General features: G+C 70.3%; 17 protein-coding genes. 5 read left to right on the forward strand and 12 right to left on the reverse strand.

All coding sequences use genetic code 11. From position 1 onward, the window contains the following. Positions 1–12 precede the first annotated feature (12 nt). From ACODT0_RS18890 to ACODT0_RS18945, 12 genes are all read right to left on the reverse strand, one after another. On the reverse strand, positions 13–1,167 hold the full coding sequence (locus ACODT0_RS18890; protein WP_296730123.1) for an ATP-binding protein: 1,155 nt from the start codon (positions 1,165–1,167) through the stop codon (positions 13–15). Between the two features lie 132 nt (positions 1,168–1,299). Further along, positions 1,300–2,271: an MYG1 family protein gene (locus ACODT0_RS18895; protein WP_296730122.1), complete on the reverse strand. Its 972-nt coding sequence runs from the start codon at positions 2,269–2,271 to the stop codon at positions 1,300–1,302. A 13-nt stretch (positions 2,272–2,284) separates the two neighbouring features. Then, positions 2,285–2,689 carry a hypothetical protein gene (locus ACODT0_RS18900; protein ID WP_296730121.1) on the reverse strand — a complete coding sequence of 135 codons (405 nt, stop codon included), beginning with the start codon at positions 2,687–2,689 and terminating at the stop codon, positions 2,285–2,287. 137 nt (positions 2,690–2,826) lie between these two features. Further along, positions 2,827–3,627 (reverse strand): SDR family NAD(P)-dependent oxidoreductase, encoded by an 801-nt coding sequence (locus tag ACODT0_RS18905; RefSeq protein WP_261214197.1) that lies wholly within the window; start codon positions 3,625–3,627, stop codon positions 2,827–2,829. Beyond that, positions 3,624–4,631: a Bug family tripartite tricarboxylate transporter substrate binding protein gene (locus ACODT0_RS18910; protein WP_261214198.1), complete on the reverse strand. Its 1,008-nt coding sequence runs from the start codon at positions 4,629–4,631 to the stop codon at positions 3,624–3,626. Before ACODT0_RS18910 ends, ACODT0_RS18905 begins: the two co-directional genes overlap by 4 nt. Next, positions 4,624–6,306: a GMC family oxidoreductase gene (locus ACODT0_RS18915; RefSeq protein WP_489041988.1), complete on the reverse strand. Its 1,683-nt coding sequence runs from the start codon at positions 6,304–6,306 to the stop codon at positions 4,624–4,626. Before ACODT0_RS18915 ends, ACODT0_RS18910 begins: the two co-directional genes overlap by 8 nt. Before the next feature lie 4 nt (positions 6,307–6,310). Continuing rightward, on the reverse strand, positions 6,311–7,312 hold the full coding sequence (locus ACODT0_RS18920; RefSeq protein ID WP_261214202.1) for a Bug family tripartite tricarboxylate transporter substrate binding protein: 1,002 nt from the start codon (positions 7,310–7,312) through the stop codon (positions 6,311–6,313). Between the two features lie 51 nt (positions 7,313–7,363). Further along, positions 7,364–8,851, reverse strand: a complete 1,488-nt coding sequence (locus tag ACODT0_RS18925; RefSeq protein ID WP_261214204.1) for an aldehyde dehydrogenase family protein — start codon at positions 8,849–8,851, stop codon at positions 7,364–7,366. A 101-nt stretch (positions 8,852–8,952) separates the two neighbouring features. Next, positions 8,953–9,384 carry a Zn-ribbon domain-containing OB-fold protein gene (locus tag ACODT0_RS18930; protein ID WP_261214206.1) on the reverse strand — a complete coding sequence of 144 codons (432 nt, stop codon included), beginning with the start codon at positions 9,382–9,384 and terminating at the stop codon, positions 8,953–8,955. Next, positions 9,381–10,559 carry a thiolase domain-containing protein gene (locus ACODT0_RS18935; protein WP_261214207.1) on the reverse strand — a complete coding sequence of 393 codons (1,179 nt, stop codon included), beginning with the start codon at positions 10,557–10,559 and terminating at the stop codon, positions 9,381–9,383. Before ACODT0_RS18935 ends, ACODT0_RS18930 begins: the two co-directional genes overlap by 4 nt. A 2-nt stretch (positions 10,560–10,561) precedes the next feature. Beyond that, the gene (locus ACODT0_RS18940; RefSeq protein WP_261214208.1) at positions 10,562–11,587 is read right to left on the reverse strand and encodes a Bug family tripartite tricarboxylate transporter substrate binding protein; all 1,026 of its coding nucleotides are present in this window, start codon (positions 11,585–11,587) and stop codon (positions 10,562–10,564) included. Next, on the reverse strand, positions 11,580–13,136 hold the full coding sequence (locus ACODT0_RS18945; protein ID WP_261214209.1) for a class I adenylate-forming enzyme family protein: 1,557 nt from the start codon (positions 13,134–13,136) through the stop codon (positions 11,580–11,582). Before ACODT0_RS18945 ends, ACODT0_RS18940 begins: the two co-directional genes overlap by 8 nt. A gap of 94 nt (positions 13,137–13,230) precedes the next feature. Here ACODT0_RS18945 and ACODT0_RS18950 point away from each other — a divergent pair, with 94 nt between their 5' ends. From ACODT0_RS18950 to ACODT0_RS18970, 5 genes are all read left to right on the forward strand, one after another. After that, the gene (locus ACODT0_RS18950) at positions 13,231–14,247 is read left to right on the forward strand and encodes a LacI family DNA-binding transcriptional regulator (RefSeq protein WP_489041989.1); all 1,017 of its coding nucleotides are present in this window, start codon (positions 13,231–13,233) and stop codon (positions 14,245–14,247) included. A gap of 133 nt (positions 14,248–14,380) precedes the next feature. Continuing rightward, a complete protein-coding gene (locus tag ACODT0_RS18955; protein WP_489041990.1) occupies positions 14,381–15,565 on the forward strand; it encodes an acyl-CoA dehydrogenase family protein in 1,185 nt (394 codons plus the stop codon). 6 nt (positions 15,566–15,571) lie between these two features. Continuing rightward, positions 15,572–16,705, forward strand: a complete 1,134-nt coding sequence (locus ACODT0_RS18960) for an acyl-CoA dehydrogenase family protein (protein ID WP_057594634.1) — start codon at positions 15,572–15,574, stop codon at positions 16,703–16,705. Then, entirely contained in the window at positions 16,702–17,598 is an 897-nt protein-coding gene (locus ACODT0_RS18965; protein ID WP_489041991.1) for an enoyl-CoA hydratase-related protein, read from the forward strand. Before ACODT0_RS18960 ends, ACODT0_RS18965 begins: the two co-directional genes overlap by 4 nt. Then, positions 17,595–19,118, forward strand: coding sequence for an acyl-CoA synthetase (locus ACODT0_RS18970; protein WP_057594632.1), 1,524 nt, complete (start codon positions 17,595–17,597; stop codon positions 19,116–19,118). The genes ACODT0_RS18965 and ACODT0_RS18970 overlap by 4 nt, the downstream gene beginning before the upstream one ends.

A 19,118-nucleotide genomic window follows, 5' to 3' on the forward strand; every position in this document is an offset into this window, starting at 1 on the left:
CCGCGCAGACTTCTAGGCCGCGGCGTCCAGCAGGCCGTGCCGGCGCATCAGCTCGGCGGTCATGCTCTCCTCGAGCGAGTAGACGCCCCGCTTCTCTTTCCAGACCAGCGACTTGTCCTGCAGCGCGCCGAGCGCCGCCTGGACGTTGGACACCTCCGGCACCATCGTCTCGCCCGGCGCGAGCGCCGCGAGCATCGCGCGGTAGCGCTCCATGGTCCCCGCCTCGAAGGGCGCGTACTTCTCGCCCTCGCGCGCCAGCACCCGCAGGACCGCGGACTGCAGCGGGGTGAGCGCCTGGATCACCCGCAGGGTCTGCAGGTCGACTTCCTCGATCTGCTCATCGACGGCCTGGGCGAAAGCCGCCGCGGCATCGGCCGGAGCGATGTTGAAGTCGAAACGGATGCTGTCGGCGGCGGCACCGAGGATCTCGGGCCGATGGCCCGCCCGCTCGAAGAGCTTCGTGACCGCGTCCGGATCCAGCGGGCCCGCCAGGCCGACGCCCTTGCAGAACCACTGGATGTAGTCGGCGTCCAGGGGCGGGAATGCGACCAGGGGCGCGCCGAAGAAGGCCTGGTCCTTGCTGTTGCGCAGCATCGCCAGCTTGTCGCGGTTGGAGCCCGTGGCCACGATGCGCAACCCATGGTGCTCGCTGCTGTTGAGCTCGTCCCGCGCGGCCTTCAGCGCGAACAGGGCGTCGTAGCCGCCCTCCGTGGCGATCGCGTGCTGGGCCTCGTCGATCAGCAGCACGATCGGCTGCCTCGTCTCGTCGGAGAGCGCCGCCAGGGCCGCGCTCAGCGAGATCTCCTTGCCCAGTCCGACGCGATCGAGCGAGAAGGCCACGCCGCCCACGGTGACCTTCTCCATGCCGGCCGACCTCGCAAGCCGGGCCACGACACCCTCGTGCCGGGCCAGCTCGGCGCGCACCGCGCCGACGATGACCGCGCCTGGATCCGCCTTCCTGTTCGCCCAGAGATCGACATAGAGGACCGTGGCGCCCCGGTTCTGCAGCGCGGGGCGGAGATCCTCGCGCACGAAGGTGGACTTGCCGGTGCGCCGGGGCGCGGCGAGAAACAGGCCCGAAGCGGCCGCCGAGCCGACGGCCGAGGCCATGACGCCCTGGGCCATCCGATCGGCCAGCTGGGTGCGGTGAAAAACCGTGTCCGCCATGGATGTCTCCTCGAAGTGCCGCCGCCTGGGTCAGCTCTGGAGATTACAGCAGATTATAGTTTTCTCTTTTAAATTATAGTTAGCAGTCGCCAACTATAGATTCAAGACATAGAGTGCCGTAGTTGCCCCGGCCTAAGGTGCCAGGGCACGGGGCGCGCCCTCGTCCCGCAGCTGCGCCACGGCCGCCCGCGCCAGCCCGATCGCGCCAGCCAGGGACCCGGCGCCGGCGATGAACAGGTTGTTGTGACAGAAGACGGCGTCCTCGACGCCGGTCACGGCCGCGAGGTCCTGGTTGCGCAATCCGGCCCAGGCGGACGGCAGGTCGCGGCGCGCCACGAAGGACTGGGGCTTGATCGGCGCCACGCGCACCTGGTGCTGGCCGCCCGGAGTCTCCGGGTAGACCACGAACAGGACATCGGGCATCTCGGCGCAGACGACACCCGACCAGGACAGCCCCGACGTCTTCAGCACCAGGATCTTCCCGTCCGCCAGCAACTCGCCCTGCCGGACCAGCGACTCGCCCGCGAACTTGTCCGAGAAGCGCACCATGAGACGGTCGATGAAAAGACCCATGAAGCCCATCACGGTCTTGAACTGCGCCAGCTCGAGCGCGGCGATCGCCGGCGGCGCGCCCGCGGCGCCCTCCTCGCTGCGCGAGGTGTTGAAGGCACTGACCATCGCGGAAATGCCGAAGTACCCGGGCGCGGCGTTGAGCGCGCCGGTGTCGGCCATGTCCAGGTGCTGCACGAGCTCGTCGTCGATCGCGTCGCGCACGCGCAGCGCGATCTGCTCGTCGATGCCCGGCAGGCGCTGGCGGATCAGGTCCAGGCCATGGGCCAGCCACACCAGGCCGGAGCTCGCGTAGACGACGCCGCTGGGCCGGTGCTCGGCGAAGCCCTTCTGGTGGTGGTCGAAGCGGCCGCGCGCGGGATCCCATTCCCCGCCCACGTCGACGGCAAAGTCCGCAGCGGCAACGAGCCCCGTGTCACGTGTGCGGATCAGCGTCGCGCCGGGGTGCAGCGCCATCAGCACGGCCGCGGCGAAGACGTCGTCCGCATGGAAGGAGTTGCCATGCACGGCGACGGTCGGCGGAGGGTTGGTCATGAACGCCGATCCGCTAGTGCGCGGAGAAGAAGCAGCGGAACGCGACGTTCTTGTCGCCCATCTCATCCGCGACGTCGCGGAACATGTCGAGGATCTCCTGGCACAGGGCGTACTGGGCCCGGGTCGGCAGATGTTCGAGGACCACGACGAAGCCCGTGTCCGCCGAGCGCGGGACCGAGCGCACGATGCTGGCGCCGAGCTCGGTCAGGCCCTTCTGCGCGCCCAGGCCGAAGTCCTCGACGATCTTCGCCACGGCGTCGGCCTTCGTGGCCATGTCGCGCAGCGACGTGCGCCAGAAGACGTTTCGCTCGCGCTGCGCGGCTTCCTGGAGGTCGCCGATGCGCAGTGCGCGGATGGACTGCACGAAGTTCGGGCGCATGTCGCCCAACCTGAGCATCTCTTCCAAAACCAATTCCATTCGATCTCTCTGTGTCGTTGATCAGGGCGGTGGTCGGTCGGATGACCGCTGCAGCGGAACTTCACGTGTGAGGCCGCCCCGACGGGGAAAACCCTCGATTATCGAGCTTCCCCCGTTTCAACGAAAGCCGCCGCGCGTCAGTGCGCCATCGTGCAGGTCACCCCACCGTCGATCGGTAGCGCCGCGCCCGTGATGTACTTCGATTCGTCGCAGGCCAGGAAGACCGCGGCATTGGCGACGTCCCAGACATCGCCCATGCGCTTCATCGGCACGCAGCGCGAGCGGGCCTCGCGCATGCGCTCGACGTCGCCGTCGTAGAAGGACAGCATCGTCACGTGGACGCGCGGCGAATCGATGAGCCCGGGCAGGATGCTGTTGCAGCGGATGTTGTCGGGGCCGTGCTGGACGGCGATCATCCGTGTCAGGTGGTTGAGGGCCGCCTTCGAGGCCTGGTAGGACACGATGGGATGGCCGGTCCAGGTGATGCTCGCGATCGACGACACATGGATGATCGAGCCGCCGCCCTGCGCCTTCATGACCGGGATGACGGCCTTGCAGCTCAGGTAGGCGCCCTTGACGTTGACATCGAACACGCGATCGAAGTCCTCCTCCGCCGTCTCGACCACGCCGCCGCGGGTGTTGATGCCCGCGTTGTTGTGCAGCACGTCGATGCGGCCGTAGCGCCGCATGGCCTCTTCGACCACCGCATTGACCTGCGCCGCATCGGCGACGTCCGCCGCGGCGTGGATCGCCTCGCCGCCCTCCGCGTGGATCAGGCCCGCGGTGCGCGCGGCCGCCGCCTCGTTCATGTCGACGCAGACGACACGCGCGCCCTCGCGCGCGAACGCCACGGCCGCGGCATTGCCGTTGCCCCAGTCGTCGACCACGCAGCCGGCGCCGAGCACCAGCGCCACTTTTCCTTCGAGTCTTCTTTTCATGGCTTCGTGCCTTCGCAGGACGCACCGCGGCTGCTGCAGGGCAGCTGTTGCACGACGGCGCGCCATTTTTCGGATTCGATCGCGACCGCCCGCTTGAGCGCGGCGGACGGGATGGCCTGGGCGTGATAGCCCAGGGTTTCGAGCTGGCGCCGGTAGTCGGGGTCCTGCGCGATGCGCGCGACCTCGGCCTCGAGCCGCTTCGCGATGTCGGCCGGCAGCCCCGCGGGCGCCACCAGGCCGAACCAGCCCGTCGCCTCGTAGCCGGGCACGGTCTCGGCGACCGTGGGCACATCGGGGAGCAGCGACGAGCGCGCCTTGCCGCTGGTCGCCAGCGCCTTGACCTTGGCGCCGTCGATCAGCGCCTTGGCACCGCCGACGACGTCGAACATGAAGTCGGTGCGCCCGGCGATCACGTCGATCATTGCCGGGCTGCCGCCGCGGTAGGGGATGCCGTTGAACCGCACCTTCGCGAGATCGCCGAGCAGCGCGCCCGCCAAGTGGTTGCCCGTGCCGACGCCCGACGAGCCGTACGAGACGGCATCGGGTGCCTTGCGGGCCCGCGCGAGGAGCGCACCCAGGTCCTTGTCGGGCGCATCGGCGCGGGTGACCAGCACGTACTCGAAGGACGCATAGGTCCCGAGCCAGGTGAAGTCATTGACGGCATCGTAGGGAAGCCTGGACATGTGCGGCGCCACGGTGTGCAGGCTGTTGGCCGTCGCGCCGAGGGTGTAGCCGTCCGCGGGCGCGGAGGCGACGCGCTTCAATGCGATCTCTCCCGAGGCCCCGGTGAGGTTCTCCGCGACGACCTGCTGCCCGAGCGCCGTGCCCAGCCGCTGGGCCAGCAGGCGCGCCGCCTTGTCGGTGGCGCCGCCGGCCGCGAGCGGAATGATCAGCCGGATCGGATGGTCGGGCCAGTTCTGCGCCGCGGCCGGCCCGGCGGCGATGGCGGCCAGCAGCAGGGCCGACATGCCGCGCAGGTGGCCGAAGACGTGGCGGCTACGCATGGAGCGGCTCCTCTTGGTCTTGCGACACAGTAGCGGGACGCTGCGCCGTCTGCTCCCGCCGTGCCTCCACGTTCTTGCCAAGCACCATGTCCGCGGCCTTCTCCGCCAGCATCACGGTCGCGGCGCAGGTGTTCGAGGACGTGATGGTCGGCATCACGGACGCGTCGATCACGCGCAGGCCCTGCATGCCGTGCACCCGCAACTGCGGATCGACCACGGCCAGCGCGTCCGATGCGGGGCCCATCTTGCAGGTGCCGATCACGTGATAGCCGGTGACGGCATACCGGCGCACGAAGTCCAGGAACTCGTCGTCGGTCTGCACGGACGGGCCGGGCAGCAGCTCGGCGCGCACCGTGCCGCGCATGGGTTCCGTCTCGAAGATGCGGCGTACCCAGCGCAGCGCATCCACCACCACGCGCTGGTCGGTGGCATGCGACAGGTAGTTGGGCTGGATCAGCGGTGCGTCGCGGCCGTCGGCCGAACGGATGCGCACATGGCCCTGGCTCTGCGGGCGCAGCTGCCACGCGCCGCAGGTGAGGCCGGGCTCCTCGTCCACCTCGCCGAGCCGGCCGAGCGAATAGCTGGCCGAGATGAAGGACAGCGCGAAGTCGGGCGACGGCAGCTCCGCGCGCGTCTTCCAGAAACCGTAGATCAGGATCGGGCTGATCGAGAGGATGCTGGGCCGCCGCACGGCCCAGGCCGCGACCTCGCGCGCGAGCCGCAGGCCGCGCACGCGCCGGTTGATGCTGTCGGCGTCCGGGCTCGTGCGGGCGACGAAGCGCGGGCAGTAGTGATCGCGCAGGTTCTCGCCGACGCCTGCCAGCGCCTGCACGACCTCGATGCCGTGCGCCTGCAGCAGGCCCGCCGGCCCGATGCCGGACAGCTGCAGCAGCTGCGGGCTGTGGATGGCGCCGGCGCTCACGATCACCTCGCGCCGCGCGGCGATGCGTTCGGGCTGCATCGCGCCGTCGCGATGAAACTCCGCGCCGGTCGCGCGGCGCTGCTCGGTCAGGATGCGGCTCACGCGCGCACCGGTGACGACCCGCGTGCCGAAACGGCGCTGGGCCGGATGCAGGAAGGCATGGGCCGTGCTCCAGCGCCGGCCCTCGTGGATCACGCTCTGCGTGTAGCCGATGCCGGCCTGCGAGGCGCCGTTGTAGTCGGCCGTGCGCGGAATGCCGGCCCGCTGCGCCGCCTGCAGGAAGGTCTCGCACAGCGCATCGCGCCAGGGGGTTTCCTGCACGCGCATGGGACCGTCGCGCCCGTGGTATTCGTCGCTGGCCGGCCCGACGAAGCCTTCGCTGCGCCGGAAGTACGGCAGCACGTCGCGGTAGCCCCAGCCGGTGTTGCCCAGCTGCTCCCAGCCGTCGAAGTCCTGCGCCTGGCCGCGGCTGTAGACCGCGCCGTTGACCGCGCTCGAGCCGCCGAGGGTGCGGCCCTGGACCAGGGCGGTGCGGCGCCCCGCCGTGCCCGGCGAGGGCTCGCACTCGAGCTGCCAGCTGTAGCGCGGGTCGCGCAGCAGGCGCGTGAAGCCGGCGGGGATGCGCGTCCAGGCGCTGTCGTCGGACGGCCCGGCCTCGAGCACGCAGACGCTGTGGCCGGCTTCGCCGAGCCGCCAGGCCAGCACGCCGGCCGCCGTGCCGCCACCGACGATCACGTAGTCGAAACTGTCCATGGGATCAATCGACCTTCAGGTCGAGCCTGGTCACCAGTTCGCGCCACTTCTTCTGCTCGGTGGCCATGATGCCGCCGAGCTCCGCGCCCGAAGTGACGCGCGGCACCAGGTTGTTGGTCTGCAGGTACTCCACCACGGCCGGGCTCTTCGAGGCCTCGCGGATCGCGGCGTCGAGCCGGGCGATGGCCGCCGGCGGCGTCCTGGCCGGTGCCACGATGCCCATGAACGCGGCCGTGCTGAGCTTGGGCATGCCGAGTTCGGCGAAGGTCGGCACGTCGGGCATCCTGGGCATGCGCTTGTCGCCCGAGATGGCCAGCACCTTCATGCGGCCCGCGTTCACGTACTGCACCGAGGTCGACACATCGTTGAACATGGCCTGCACCTGCCCGCCGATCATGTCGGTGATGGCCGCCGCGGCGCCCTTGTACGGCACGTGCGTCATCTCGATGCCGGCCACCGACTTCAGGTTCTCCATCGCGAGGTGCGGCAGGCCGCCCGACGCGGTGCTGGAGTAGTTCAGCTTGCCCGGGTTGGCCTTGGCATAGGCGATGAATTCCTTGACGTTGTTCGCGGGCACGAAGTTGTTGACGGCCAGGCCCAGCGGAATCTCCGCGACCGAGGTCACCGGCACGAAGTCGCGCGTGAGTTCGTAGGGCTGCTGCTTGTAGAGGTAGGCGTTGTACGAGAGCAGCGACAGGTCCATGAAGAAGATGGTGTAGCCATCGGGCGGCGCGGTGGCCGCGGCCTGCGTCGCGATGAGCGTGTTCGCGCCGGGCTTGTTGTCGACCACGATCTGCTGGCCCAGCTTGTCGCTCATGACGGTGGCGAACTGGCGCGCCATCACGTCGGTGACGCCGCCGGCCAGGTAGGGCACGATCATGCGGATCGGCTTGGAGGGATAGGTGTCCGCGAGCGCGGGCAGCGCGCTCGACACCAGCATCAGCGCCGTGGCGGCGAGCAGGCGGCGGCGCATCGTGCGCCCGGCGAGGTGGTTGGCGATCTTCATGGTGTTGTCTCCGTTGAGGTTTCTTTCGAGGATGCGGATGGGGCGAAGCGGTCAGCCCATGTCGAGCACCACCGACTTGAGCTGCATGAACTCGTCGATGTGGCGCGTGCCGAACTCGCGCCCATAGCCGCTCATGCGGTAGCCGCCGAAGGGGATCGACGGGTCCATCTGCAGGTAGCAGTTGATCCAGACGGTGCCCGAACGCAGCGCGCCGCTGACGCGATGCGCCTTCTTCACGTCGCGGGTCCACACGCCCGCGCCGAGGCCGAAGGGCGTGTCGTTGGCGATCGCCAGGGCCTGGTCGGCGTCGTCGAAAGGGATGGCGGAGATCACGGGGCCGAAGATTTCCTCGCGCGCGATGCGCATGTCGTTGCGCACGCCCGCGAACACCGTGGGCGGCACGAAGAAGCCGTCGCGCAATGCATCGTCGTCGCACCGGTTGCCACCCGAGACGAGCTGCGCGCCCTCGCGCGGGCCGGCGTCGAGGTAGCCGCAGACGCGATCGAGCTGCTTGCGCGAGACCAGCGGGCCGATCTGGGTGGCCGGGTCCAGGCTGTGGCCGATCTTGAGCGAGCGGCCGACCGCGGCCACGCGCTCGACGAATTCGTCGTGGATCGAACGCTCGACCAGCAGGCGCGAGCCCGCGCAGCAGATCTGGCCCGAGTTCGCGAACACCGCCATCGCGGCGCCACGCGCCGCGGCGTCGAGGTCGGCATCGGCGAAGACGATGTCGGGCGACTTGCCGCCGAGCTCGAGCGAGAGCCGCTTCACGTTGCCGGCCGAGGCGCGGATGATGGCCTGCCCCGTGACGGTGGAGCCGGTGAAGCCGAGCTTGTCGACGCCGGGATGCGCCGCGAGCGCCGCGCCGGCATCGCCCGCGCCGGTGACGATGTTGAGCACGCCGGGCGGCACCCCCGCCTCCACCGCGAGTTCCCCCAGCCTCACGGCGGCGAGCGATGCCTCTTCCGACGGCTTGAGCACCACCGTGCAACCCGCCGCGATGGCCGGCGCGATCTTCGTGATGCACACGCTCAGCGGGCCGTTCCACGGCGTGATGGCGCCCACCACGCCGATCGGCTCCTTCAGCGCATAGCTCAGGAAGTGGCCGGGCAGCGAGTTCTCGATGGTCTCGCCATGGATCGCCGTCGCCAGGCCCGCATAGAAGCGCAGCAGGCCGGTGGGGCGACCCATGCCCGCGCGCACCACGCTGATCGGGCCGCCGAACTCCAGCGACTGCAGGTAGGCCAGCTCTTCCCTGTGCCGGTCGATGAGGTCGGCGATGGCCAGCAGCAGGCGCTGGCGCTCCACCGGCTTGGTGCCGCGCCACGGACCTTCGAAGGCTCGGCGCGCCGCCGCCACGGCATCGTCGATGTCGGCTTCGCCGCCTCGTGCCAGCCGCGCGATGACCTGGCCGGTCGAAGGATCGACCGACTCGAAGGTCTGGCCGGAACGCGCGGAGGTCCATTCGCCGCCGATCAGCAGGCGCGTGTCGCGCGACAGGATGGCGGGGCGCGATGGGTCGTTTGGGGTGTTGGGCATGGTGAATCTGAAAACGTTTTTCTCTGCCGTTCTATTGGGAAGCAGAGCGAACATCGCTGCAATCCCGTGGAACGTTTCTATGTGGGAAAACCACTAGCGGCTCACGGCCGGGCGCTGAACACCGGTGCCATGCGGCCTTGCTCGGTCGCGCGAAAACGCACCGCGACGGGCATGCCGACACGCACGTCGGCGAGGTCGGTGTCGACGATGTTGGTCATCAGGATCGGGCCTTCCTCGAGACGCACATAGGCCAGCACATAGGGCGCGCCGGTGCGCCGGACGATGGAGAAGCTGTAGACCTCGCCCAGGCCCGATGCCTCGATCCAGTCGAGCGCATCGGCATGGCAGAACGGGCAGAACGCGCGCGGATGCCAGTGCCATCGCGAGCACGCGCGGCAGCGCGGAAGCAGCAGCTGCCCCGCGGCACTGGCACGCCAGAAGGCCTCGGTCTCGGGAAAGGCCTGGACATAGGGGTCCCGCAGCGTGCGCTCGAGAGCGCCGGCCGCAGCCTGCTCGACGTCGGGCTTCGTCATGACGTGCGCTCCATCAACAGCGTGGCGTGCGAATGGCCGATGCCGAACACCATGCCGGGACCGGTGGCCATCGCGATGTCGCAGTTCGGCACCTGCACGGCCGCATGCGCTTCGCCGCGCAACTGCCGCACGGCCTCGATCACCTTGGTCATGCCGCCCCGGTTCTGCGGGTGGTTGTTGCACAGGCCGCCGCCATCGGTGTTCCATGGCAGGCGCCCGACGCCCGAGACCAGGCCGCCATCCGCGACGAAGCGGCCGCCCTCGCCGCGGGCGCAGAAGCCCAGGTCTTCCAGCTGCAGGATCACCATGATGGTGAAGTTGTCGTAGATGGACGCGTACTTCACGTCGCGCGGCGTGAGGCCCGCCGACTCGAAGGCGTCGCGCCCGGAGATCGCCGCGCCGGTGCGCAGCATGTCGAAGTCTCCGGCCTCGCCGGTGCGCACCGTCTCGCCGAAGCCGCGCACCGCCACCATCGGGCGGCGCAGGCTTCGCGCGATCTCGGGACGCGTCACCACCAGCGCGCCGCCGCCGTCGGTGATCACGCAGCAGTCGAGCCGATGCAGGGGATCGGCCACCATCGGCGAGTTCAGCACGTCCTCGACGGTGAAGACCTTGCGCAGCAGCGCATGGGGGTTGTGCTGCGCATGCATCGACGCCGCCACCTTGACCCAGGCCAGCTGCTCGCTGGTGGTGCCGTGCTCGTGCATGTGGCGGCAGGCGAAGTTGGCGTAGATGCCGCTCACGGTCCAGCCGTAGGGGCTCTCCCAGGCCGACCAGGGCCTGTCCGCGGGCAGCACGCGCAACTCGGTGCCCGTCGCCTGGCCACCGCTGCGCGGCTTGCCGGCCAGCGTGACGAGCGCGACCGAGCAGCGCCCCTGCGCGATCGCCTGCGCGGCGCGGCCCACGTGGCTGATGTACGAGCAGCCCCCCGACTCGGTGCCGTCGACGTGCCGCACCTTGAGGTTCATGTAGTCGGCCATCAGCGCGGGAACGCCGGCGGGTGCATCGGCCGCGCAGAAGTAGCCGTCGACATCGGCGAAGCCCAGGCCGGCGTCGTCGAGCGCGCCGCGTGCGCACTCGGCATGCAGCTGCGCGACCGACTTGTCGGGCGCGTGGCGCGTGGGGTGTTCGTAGGCGCCGACGATGCAGGCCGGATAGGGTCGTTGCACGGACATCGCTACTCCGCCTTCGCGCCGCTGTCGCGCACGAGCTTGAGCCATTGCTCGCGCTCCGACGCGATGGTCTTGCGCCAATCCGCATGGCCGACGAAGTCGGGCTCCATCCCGATCGATTGGGCGTACTCCCTGAACGCGGGCTCGCTGGCCACCTCGCCGATCGCGTCGGACATCTTGCGCACGATGGCCTCGGGCGTGCCCGCCGGCGCGAAGAAGAAGGTGTTGGCGACGTAGGCGTAGCCCGGCACGCCGGCTTCCGCCATCGTCGGCAGGTCGGGGTAGGAGGCCGAGCGGCTCGCGCCGCTGGCCGCGAGCACGCGCAGCTTGCCGGCCGCGATCAGCGGACGCGCCGTCGTGATCGCGGCGAAGGAGAAATCGACCTCGCCGGTGGAAGTGCCCACGGCCGCGGGCACCTGGCCCTTGTACGGCACGTGCAGCAGCTGGATGCCGGCGAGCGTGGCGAGCAGCGCGGCCGACAGATGCTGCGAACTCCCATTGCCGCCGGATGCGTAGCTGAGCTTGCCGGGGTGCGACCGGGCATGGGCGACGAGGTCCTGCACGCTCCGGAAGCGCGACTCGGCCGGCACCACCAGCAGCAGCTGCACCGCGCCGACCTTGGCGATCGGCACGAAGGACTTCAGCGGGTCGTAGGTGATGCGCTGCATCAGCGCCTCGTTGGTGAAGTAGCCCGTCGAGGTGATCATCAGCGTGTAGCCGTCGGGCGCCGAGCGCGCGGCCAGCTCGGTGCCGATCAGCCCGTTGGCCCCGGACCGGTGGTCCATGACGAGCGGCACCTTCCAGCGCTCGCCGATCTTCTGCGCGATGAAGCGCGAGGAGGCATCCGTCGCGGTGCCCGGCGCATAGGGCTGGATGAGCGTGATCGCGCGCTCGGGCCATGCCGTTGCCTGGGCGCGAGCCGCCAGCGGCAGGCCGGCCGACGCCACGGCGGCGAAGGCGCACAGTCCTTCGACGATCCACGAGCGGCGCCGGATCCCGCTGCCCGCGTGTTGGTGTGAGAGTTCAGACACGGCGCGCACTCCCTTGCCAGAAACGTTCGCGAATCTCGCGCTTGAGCACCTTCCCGACGGCGCTGCGCGGCAACTGCTCCCAGACCTCGATGGTCTTGGGTGTCTTCATGCCGCCCAGCCGCTCGCGGCACAACGCGAGCGCCGCGTCGGAGTCCAGGCTCTGCCCGGGCTTGAGCTCGACCACGGCCTTGATGGCCTCGCCCCAGACCGCATCGGGCACGCCGATGACCGCGCAGTCGCTCACCGCGGGCAGGGTCCACAGCACCTGCTCGATCTCGCCGGGCGAGATGTTGAAGCCGCCGGAGACGATCAGGTCCTTGAGGCGGTCGACGATGTAGAAGTAGCCGGCCTCGTCCATGTAGCCGACGTCGCCGGTGTGCAGCCAGCCGTGCTTGAGCGTCTCGGCCGTCTTCTCGGGGTCGTTGTAGTAGCCCTTCATCACGATGTCGCCCTGCACCACCAGTTCGCCGCGCTCGCCGGCCGGCAGCAGCCCGCCCTGCGGATCCATGACCGCCACGCGCACGAACGGCGACGCGCGGCCGCAGCTCGCCAGCCGTCCATGCAGCGCGGAATCGGCCAGGATGTCGGCATGGTCCTGCGGCGTGAGGCAGGTGCAGATGAACGGGGCCTCGGCCTGCCCGTAGCACTGCACCATGACCGGCCCGAACACATCGAGCGCCTGGCGCAGCTTGTCGACCGACATCGGGGCCGCCGAGTAGACGAAGTAGCGCAGCGCGCTGTAGTCGTGCCGGCGCAGGTCCGGATGCGCCAGCAGCTTGTAGATCACCGTCGGCGGCAGGAAGAGCTGCGTGACCCGGTAGGCCGAGAGGGCCTCGAGGATGGCACCGGCGTCGGCCGATGCCAGCACGATGGTCGAGCCGCCATAGGCCATGGTCATGAAGCAGACTGCACCGGCGGCGTGCGTCATCGGGGCCACGGCCAGGTGCACCGGCCGCCCCACCACCGGCATGGCCGCGAACCAGTTGGCCATCATGGCGCCGTAGACGCGGTGCGTAACCAGCACGCCCTTGGGCAGCCCCGTGGTGCCGCCGGTCCCGCGGATGGCGACCACGTCGTCGGACCGTGCGGGGCTGCGGTGGCGCGCATCGGACTGGCGCGCGGCCCAGCTCTCCAGGCTGGGCACGCCGTCGAGTTCGCGGTCGATGCAGACCACGCCGCGCAGTTCCGGGATCGCCTCGCGCAGCATCGGCAGCTGGGCCTCGAAGCTGCTGTGGATGAAGAGGAAGCGGCAGCCGCCGCGCGCGAGGATGTTGACGTTCTCCTCGGCCGAGTTGCGCGCGTTGACCGGCAGCCACACGGCGCTGGAGCGCACCGTGCCGAGCACGGCGACCATGGTCAGCAGGTGGTTCTGGGTCAGCAGGCCGACCTGCGATTGCGCATCCATGCCCGCGGCCTGCAGGCCGTTGGCGATGCGGTGCGTCAGGGCATCGACCTCGCCATAGCTCAGGGTGCGCCCGCCGGGCTCGACGAGGCAGGGCGCGTCGGGGCCGAGGCTCAGGCCCCGGTCGAAGGAGTCGATCAGCTGCATTGGGGGTTTTCTAGAAACGATTTCATATGCGTTTCACTCTACGATAGGCACCCGATTCCGCAAATGGTGTGGAACGTTTCTATACTGGTAAACGATGAGACAACGGATCTCGGTGCGAGATGTGGCCCATGCGGCCGGCGTGGCGATCGGCAGCGTGTCGCGCGTGCTCAACGACAGCGGCTATGCCAGTCCCGAGTTGCGGCGGCGCGTGCTCGAGGCGGTCGCGAAACTGGGCTACGAGCCGGACTTCACGGCGCGCCATCTGCGCACCGGACGCAGCAAGACCATCGGCTACCTGCTGCCCAACATCGCGAACCCCTCGCTGGCCGCGCACCTGAGCGAGGTCGAGCGCCTGACGCAGGCCGCGGGCTACTCGCTGCTGGTCGGCAGTTCCGAGCGCCAGACGCGCGACCGCGAACTCGTCGCCTTCTTCGAGAACCGCCGGCTCGAGGGGATCATCGCGTCGCCGACCTTCGAGTACCCCGACCCCGAGGACTGCCCCTTCGCGCAGTCCAAGCTGCCCGTCGTCATCTGCGACCGCGACATGGGCGCGGCCTTCGACAGCGTGCTCATCGACCACCTGCGCGGCATGCGCCGCGCGGTCGACTACCTGCTGTCGCTGGGCCACCGGCGCATCGCGCTGTTCGTGTCGAGCGCGAGCCTGCGCCCCGGGCGGGAGAAGCTGGCGGGCTACAAGGCCTCGCTGGCCGCCGTAGGCGTCGCGTTCGACGAGCGGCTGGTGTTCATGCCCAATTCCTGGATCGAGTCGTCGAGCACGCGCATGTCCGAGATGCTGGCGCTGGACGAACCGCCCACGGCGATCATCGCGCTGGGCACCCGCATGCTGTCGGGCGCGGTCCATGTGGCACACGAGGCCGGGCTCGAGATACCGCGCGACCTGTCGGTCATCGGCATCGGCGAGGCCTCGACCCTCGAGCTCATGTACCCGCCCCTGACGATGCTGCGCTACAACTTCGAGCGCAGCGCCCAGTTGGCGGTGAAGCTCATTATGGACCGGGTCGCCGACGAGGCGCCGGCCCATCCGCGCAAGCTGATGGTCGACTGGGACCTGGTCATCGGCCGGTCCTGCGCGCCTGCCCGGCAGCGCTGATCCGGCCCGGGCCGCCGAGGCATCCAGGTTCCCGTGAATTCTGGCTTCGGCCTCATGAAAGCAATGGTTGATCCAATCAGAAGTCCGGCATATGATGGCCTGAGCCAACTCTCAGCCACCGCTGCTTCGCCCGATGGATCTCGCCACGCCCCCCGACCAAGCCGCCTTCCGCCGCGAGGTCCGCCAGTTCATCGAGGAACGGCTGCCCGCCGAGATCCGAAACCGCCTGCGCCTGGGCCATCCGCCGCGCAAGCAGGACACCGTCACGTGGCAGCGCATCCTCAACGAGAAAGGCTGGGCGGCGCCGCACTGGCCGCGTGAGTACGGCGGCGCCGAGCTCGGCCAGGCCGAGCGGCTGATCCTGCTCGACGAGCTGTTCCGCGCGCCCGCGCCGCTGCCGCAGGTGTTCAACGTGGGCATGCTCGGGCCGGTGCTGCTGAAGTTCGGCACCGAGGCGCAGAAGCGCTTCTTCATGCCCCGGCTCGCGAACCTCGACCTCTGGTTCTGCCAGGGCTTCTCCGAACCGGGCTCGGGCTCCGACCTGGCCTCGCTGCGCACCTCGGCCAGGCGGGAAGGCGAAGGCGAGGACGAACACTACGTCGTCGACGGCCAGAAGATCTGGACCACCACCGCGCACCTGGCCGACTGGGTGTTCGCGCTGGTGCGCACCGACGGCACGGGCAGCAAGCAGCACGGCATCTCCTTCCTGCTGATCGACCTGCGCAGCTCCGGCATCACGATCCGCCCGATCACCTCGATCGACGGCCAGCACCATCTCAACGAGGTCTTCTTCGACGCGGTGCGCGTGCCGGTCGGCAACCTCGTGGGCGAGGAAGGCCGCGGCTGGGACTGCGCCAAGTACCTGCTGATGAACGAGCGCACCGGCATCGCCAACGTGGGCCTGTGCCGCGAGCGGCTGGACTATGCGCGCGAGCTGGCTGGTCGCCTCACGCAGGCCGGCCGGCCGCTGCTCGACAGTCCGCGGCTGCGCGCCGAAATGGCGGTGCTCGACGCCGAGATCCGCGCGCTCGAGGTCACGAACTGGCGCTTCCTGCTGTCGAACGACACGGCGCGGAAGAATCCGGGCTTCGCCTCCGTGCTCAAGCTCAAGGGCACCGAGCTGCAGCAGGAGATCGCGCAACTGTTGCAGCGCATCGCCGGTCCCGCGGCAATGGAGCGCCGCGCGCACGACGGGGCCGGCGCGGAGCACTGGGCCGGACCGCTCGCGATGCGCTACTTCTACAGCCGCGCCGCCAGCATCTACGGTGGCACGAGCGAGGTCCAGAAGGACATTCTTTCCAAGACGATCCTGGGATAGGCCCGCATGAACTTCGAACTGAATGAAGAGCAGCAGGCGCTGCAGGCCAGCCTCTCGCGCCTGCTCGGCGATGTCTACGGCTTCGAGCAGCGCCGCGCGATCGCCGCCACGCCCGCGGGCTGGAGCGAAGCGGTGTGGCGGCAACTGGCCGATCTGGGACTGACCGCCCTGCCCTTGCCGCAGGCCCACGGCGGTTTCGGCGGCGGCGCGGTCGACCTGCTGCCGGTGATGCAGGAGCTCGGCCGCGCGCTGTCGCTCGAGCCCTTCCTCGCCTCGGTCGTGCTCGGCGCCACCGCGCTGCGGCTCGCGGGCGACGACGACATGCAGGCGCGGTTGCTGCCCGGCGTGGCCAGCGGTGAAGTCCGCCTGGCCTGGGCCCACGACGAAGCGGCCGGGCACCAGGCGCCGCTGTGGATCGAGACCGTCGCGCGCCGCGATGGCGAGCGCTGGCGGCTCGACGGCGTGAAATGCAACGTGCTGCATGCCACGGCCGCTCACCATGTCGTGGTCAGCGCACGCGTCGCAGGCGTGCCCGACGATGCACAGGGCCTCGCCCTGTTCCTGGTCGATGCCCAGGACCCGGGCGTGCGGTGCCGCGCCCATCGCCTGGTCGACGACACGCCGGCCGGCGAGCTGCGCTTCGAATCCGCCACCGCGCTGCCGCTGCACGATCCGCACGATGCCGCCACCGCGCTGCGCGCGCTCGAGGGAACGCTGGCCGCCGGCACCGCCGCGGTCTGCGCCGATGCCGTCGGCCTCATGGAGTCGGCCTACCGGCTGGCCGTCGACTACCTGAAGACGCGCCGCCAGTTCGGCCGCCTGATCGGCGAGAACCAGGCGTTGCGCCACCGCGCCGCGGAAATGCTCGTGAGCCTCGAGATGTGCCGCAGCATGGCGCTGGTGGCGGCTGTCGCCGCCGACGACCTCGACGCACCCGGCGCGCGCGCCGACCTCGCGCGCGCCAAGCTCATGATCGGCCGCCACGGCCGCGGCCTGTGCCACGCGGCGATCCAGCTGCATGGCGGCATCGGCATGACCGAGGAATACGCGGTGGGCCACTGCCTGCGCCGCCTCGCGCTGCTCGACCAGCTCTTCGGCGATGTCGACGCGCAGTCGGCGCGGCTGGCGGCGATGGCATGAGCGAACCCGCCTTCGAGACCCTGCGCTGGGACCTGTCGGGCCCGGTGCTCACGCTGACGCTGCACCGCCCCGAGCGCATGAACGCGATGACCCGCGCCATGCGCCGCGAGCTGTGCCGCGCGCTCGACCTCGCGGATGCGCAAGACGCGGTGCGCGCCATCGTGATCACCGGCGCGGGCCGTGCCTTCTGCGCCGGCTTCGACCTGTCGGAAGGCGCGCGGGCCTTCGATCCGGCCGCGGCCGCGCGTGACGCCGAATCGGGCGAGGAGCCGGGCCGCGATGGCGGCGGCGTGCTCGCGCTGCGCCTGTTCGCGAACACCAAGCCGCTGATCGCCGCCGTGAACGGCGCGGCCGTCGGCATCGGCGCGTCGATGCTGCTGCCGATGGACATCCGCATCGCCTCGCGCGACGCGCGCTTCGGCTTCGTCTTCGCGCGCCGCGGCATCGTGCCCGATGCCTGCGCGAGCTGGTTCCTGCCGCGCGTGGCCGGCATCTCGAAGGCGCTGGAATGGAGCATGGGCGGCCAGGTCTTCGATGCCGAGGAGGCCCGCGCGGGCGGCCTCGTGAGCGAGCTGTGCGAACCCGGCGAGCTGCTGGCGCGCGCGCAGTCGCTGGCCGCGGAGATCGCCACGCATGCGGCACCGGTGTCGGTGGCGCTCACGCGGCAACTGCTGTGGCGCATGCTCGGCGCGGCGCATCCGATGGAGGCCCATCGCCTCGAAAGCGCCGCGCTGCGCGCGCGCGGCGCTTCGGCCGACGCGGCCGAGGGCGTGGCCTCGTTCCGCGAGAAGCGGCCCGCGCGCTTTTCCGATGCCGTCAGCACCGGCATGCCCGCGCCCTACCCCTGGTGGACGGAGCCGCCGTTCGCCCCCATCGGAGACACGACGACATGAGCCAGGTGATCCTCGACGGGCGCGCGATGGAGCGCGACCTGCTGACCCGGCGCGCCCTGCAGGCCGCGCGCGGTCTCGATGCGCTCGGCGTGCGCGAGGGCGACGCGGTGGCACTGCTGCTGCGCAACGACTTCGCCTTCCTCGAGGCGCAGCAGGCCGCGGCCGCGCTCGGCGCCTACGCCGTGCCGATCAACTGGCACGGCAAGCCCGAGGAGGTGCTCTACATCGTCGAGGACGTGCGTCCGCGCGTGATCGTGGGCCATGCCGACCTGCTCGCGCCGGTGCGCGAGCGCTTCCCCGTGGACACCGCCGTCGTCACGGTGCCGACGCCGCCCGAGGCGGTGCGCGCCTTCGCGCTGACCGACGAGGCCGCCGCGGTGCCGGGCGGTGCGCTCGAATGGAACACCTGGCTCGCGGCCTTCGCGCCCTGGGACGGCCCGCCGATGCGCAGCCGCGCCACCATGATCTACACCTCGGGCACCACCGGCCGCGCCAAGGGCGTGCGGCGCGAGGCCGCCACGCCCGAGCAGGCGCGCGCCTATGTCGAACTGCTGCGCAGCGTGTACGGCCTGCAGCCCGGCGTGCGCGCGCTGATCGCGGGGCCGCTGTACCACTCCTCGCCCAATGCCTTTGCGCGCCAGGCGCTGCCCGCCTGCGAGGTGCTGGCGATGCAGACCAAGTTCGATCCCGAGGCCGTGCTCGCCGCGATCGAGCGCCACCGCATCAGCCACATGGTGGCGGTGCCCACGATGTTCGTGCGCATGCTCAAGCTGCCCGAGGCGGTGCGCCGCCGCTACGACCTGGGCTCGCTGCGCTGGGTCACCCATACCGGCGCGCCCTGCGCGCCCGAGACCAAGCGCGCGCTCATGGACTGGTGGGGACCGGTGGTGTACGAGACCTATGGCGGCACCGAGGTCGGCACCGCCACGCTGAGCACGCCGCAGGACTGGCTGGAATTTCCCGGCAGCGTGGGCCGGCTGACGCCCGGCGCGCGCATGGCGCTCTACGGCGAGGACGGACGCCCGGTCGCGCCGGGAGAGGTCGGCGAGATCTTCGTGCGCGTGCCGGCCTATGCCGACTTCACGTACCACAACCATCCCGAGAAGCGCCGCGAGGTCGAGCGCGACGGGCTGATCAGCTGCGGCGACGTGGGCTACGTCAAGGACGACCACCTGTACCTGTGCGACCGCCGCGCCGACATGGTGATCTCGGCCGGCGTGAACATCTATCCGGCCGAGATCGAGGCCGTGCTGCTGCAATGCCCCGCGGTGCGCGACTGCGCGGTGTTCGGCATTCCGGACGACGAGATGGGCGAGTCGCTGGCCGCGGCCATCGAGTGCATGCCCGGCGCCGCGCCCGATGCGGAAGCGATCCGCGCCTTCCTCGCCGAGCGGCTGGCCCGGTACAAGGTCCCGCGCCGCATCGACTTCCACGCGTCGCTGCCGCGCGAGGACAGCGGCAAGATCTTCAAGCGCCGCCTGCGCGATCCGTTCTGGCAAGGCGCGGGCCGCAGGATCTGA

It is taken from the genome of Variovorax sp. FG153, from assembly GCF_057809595.1.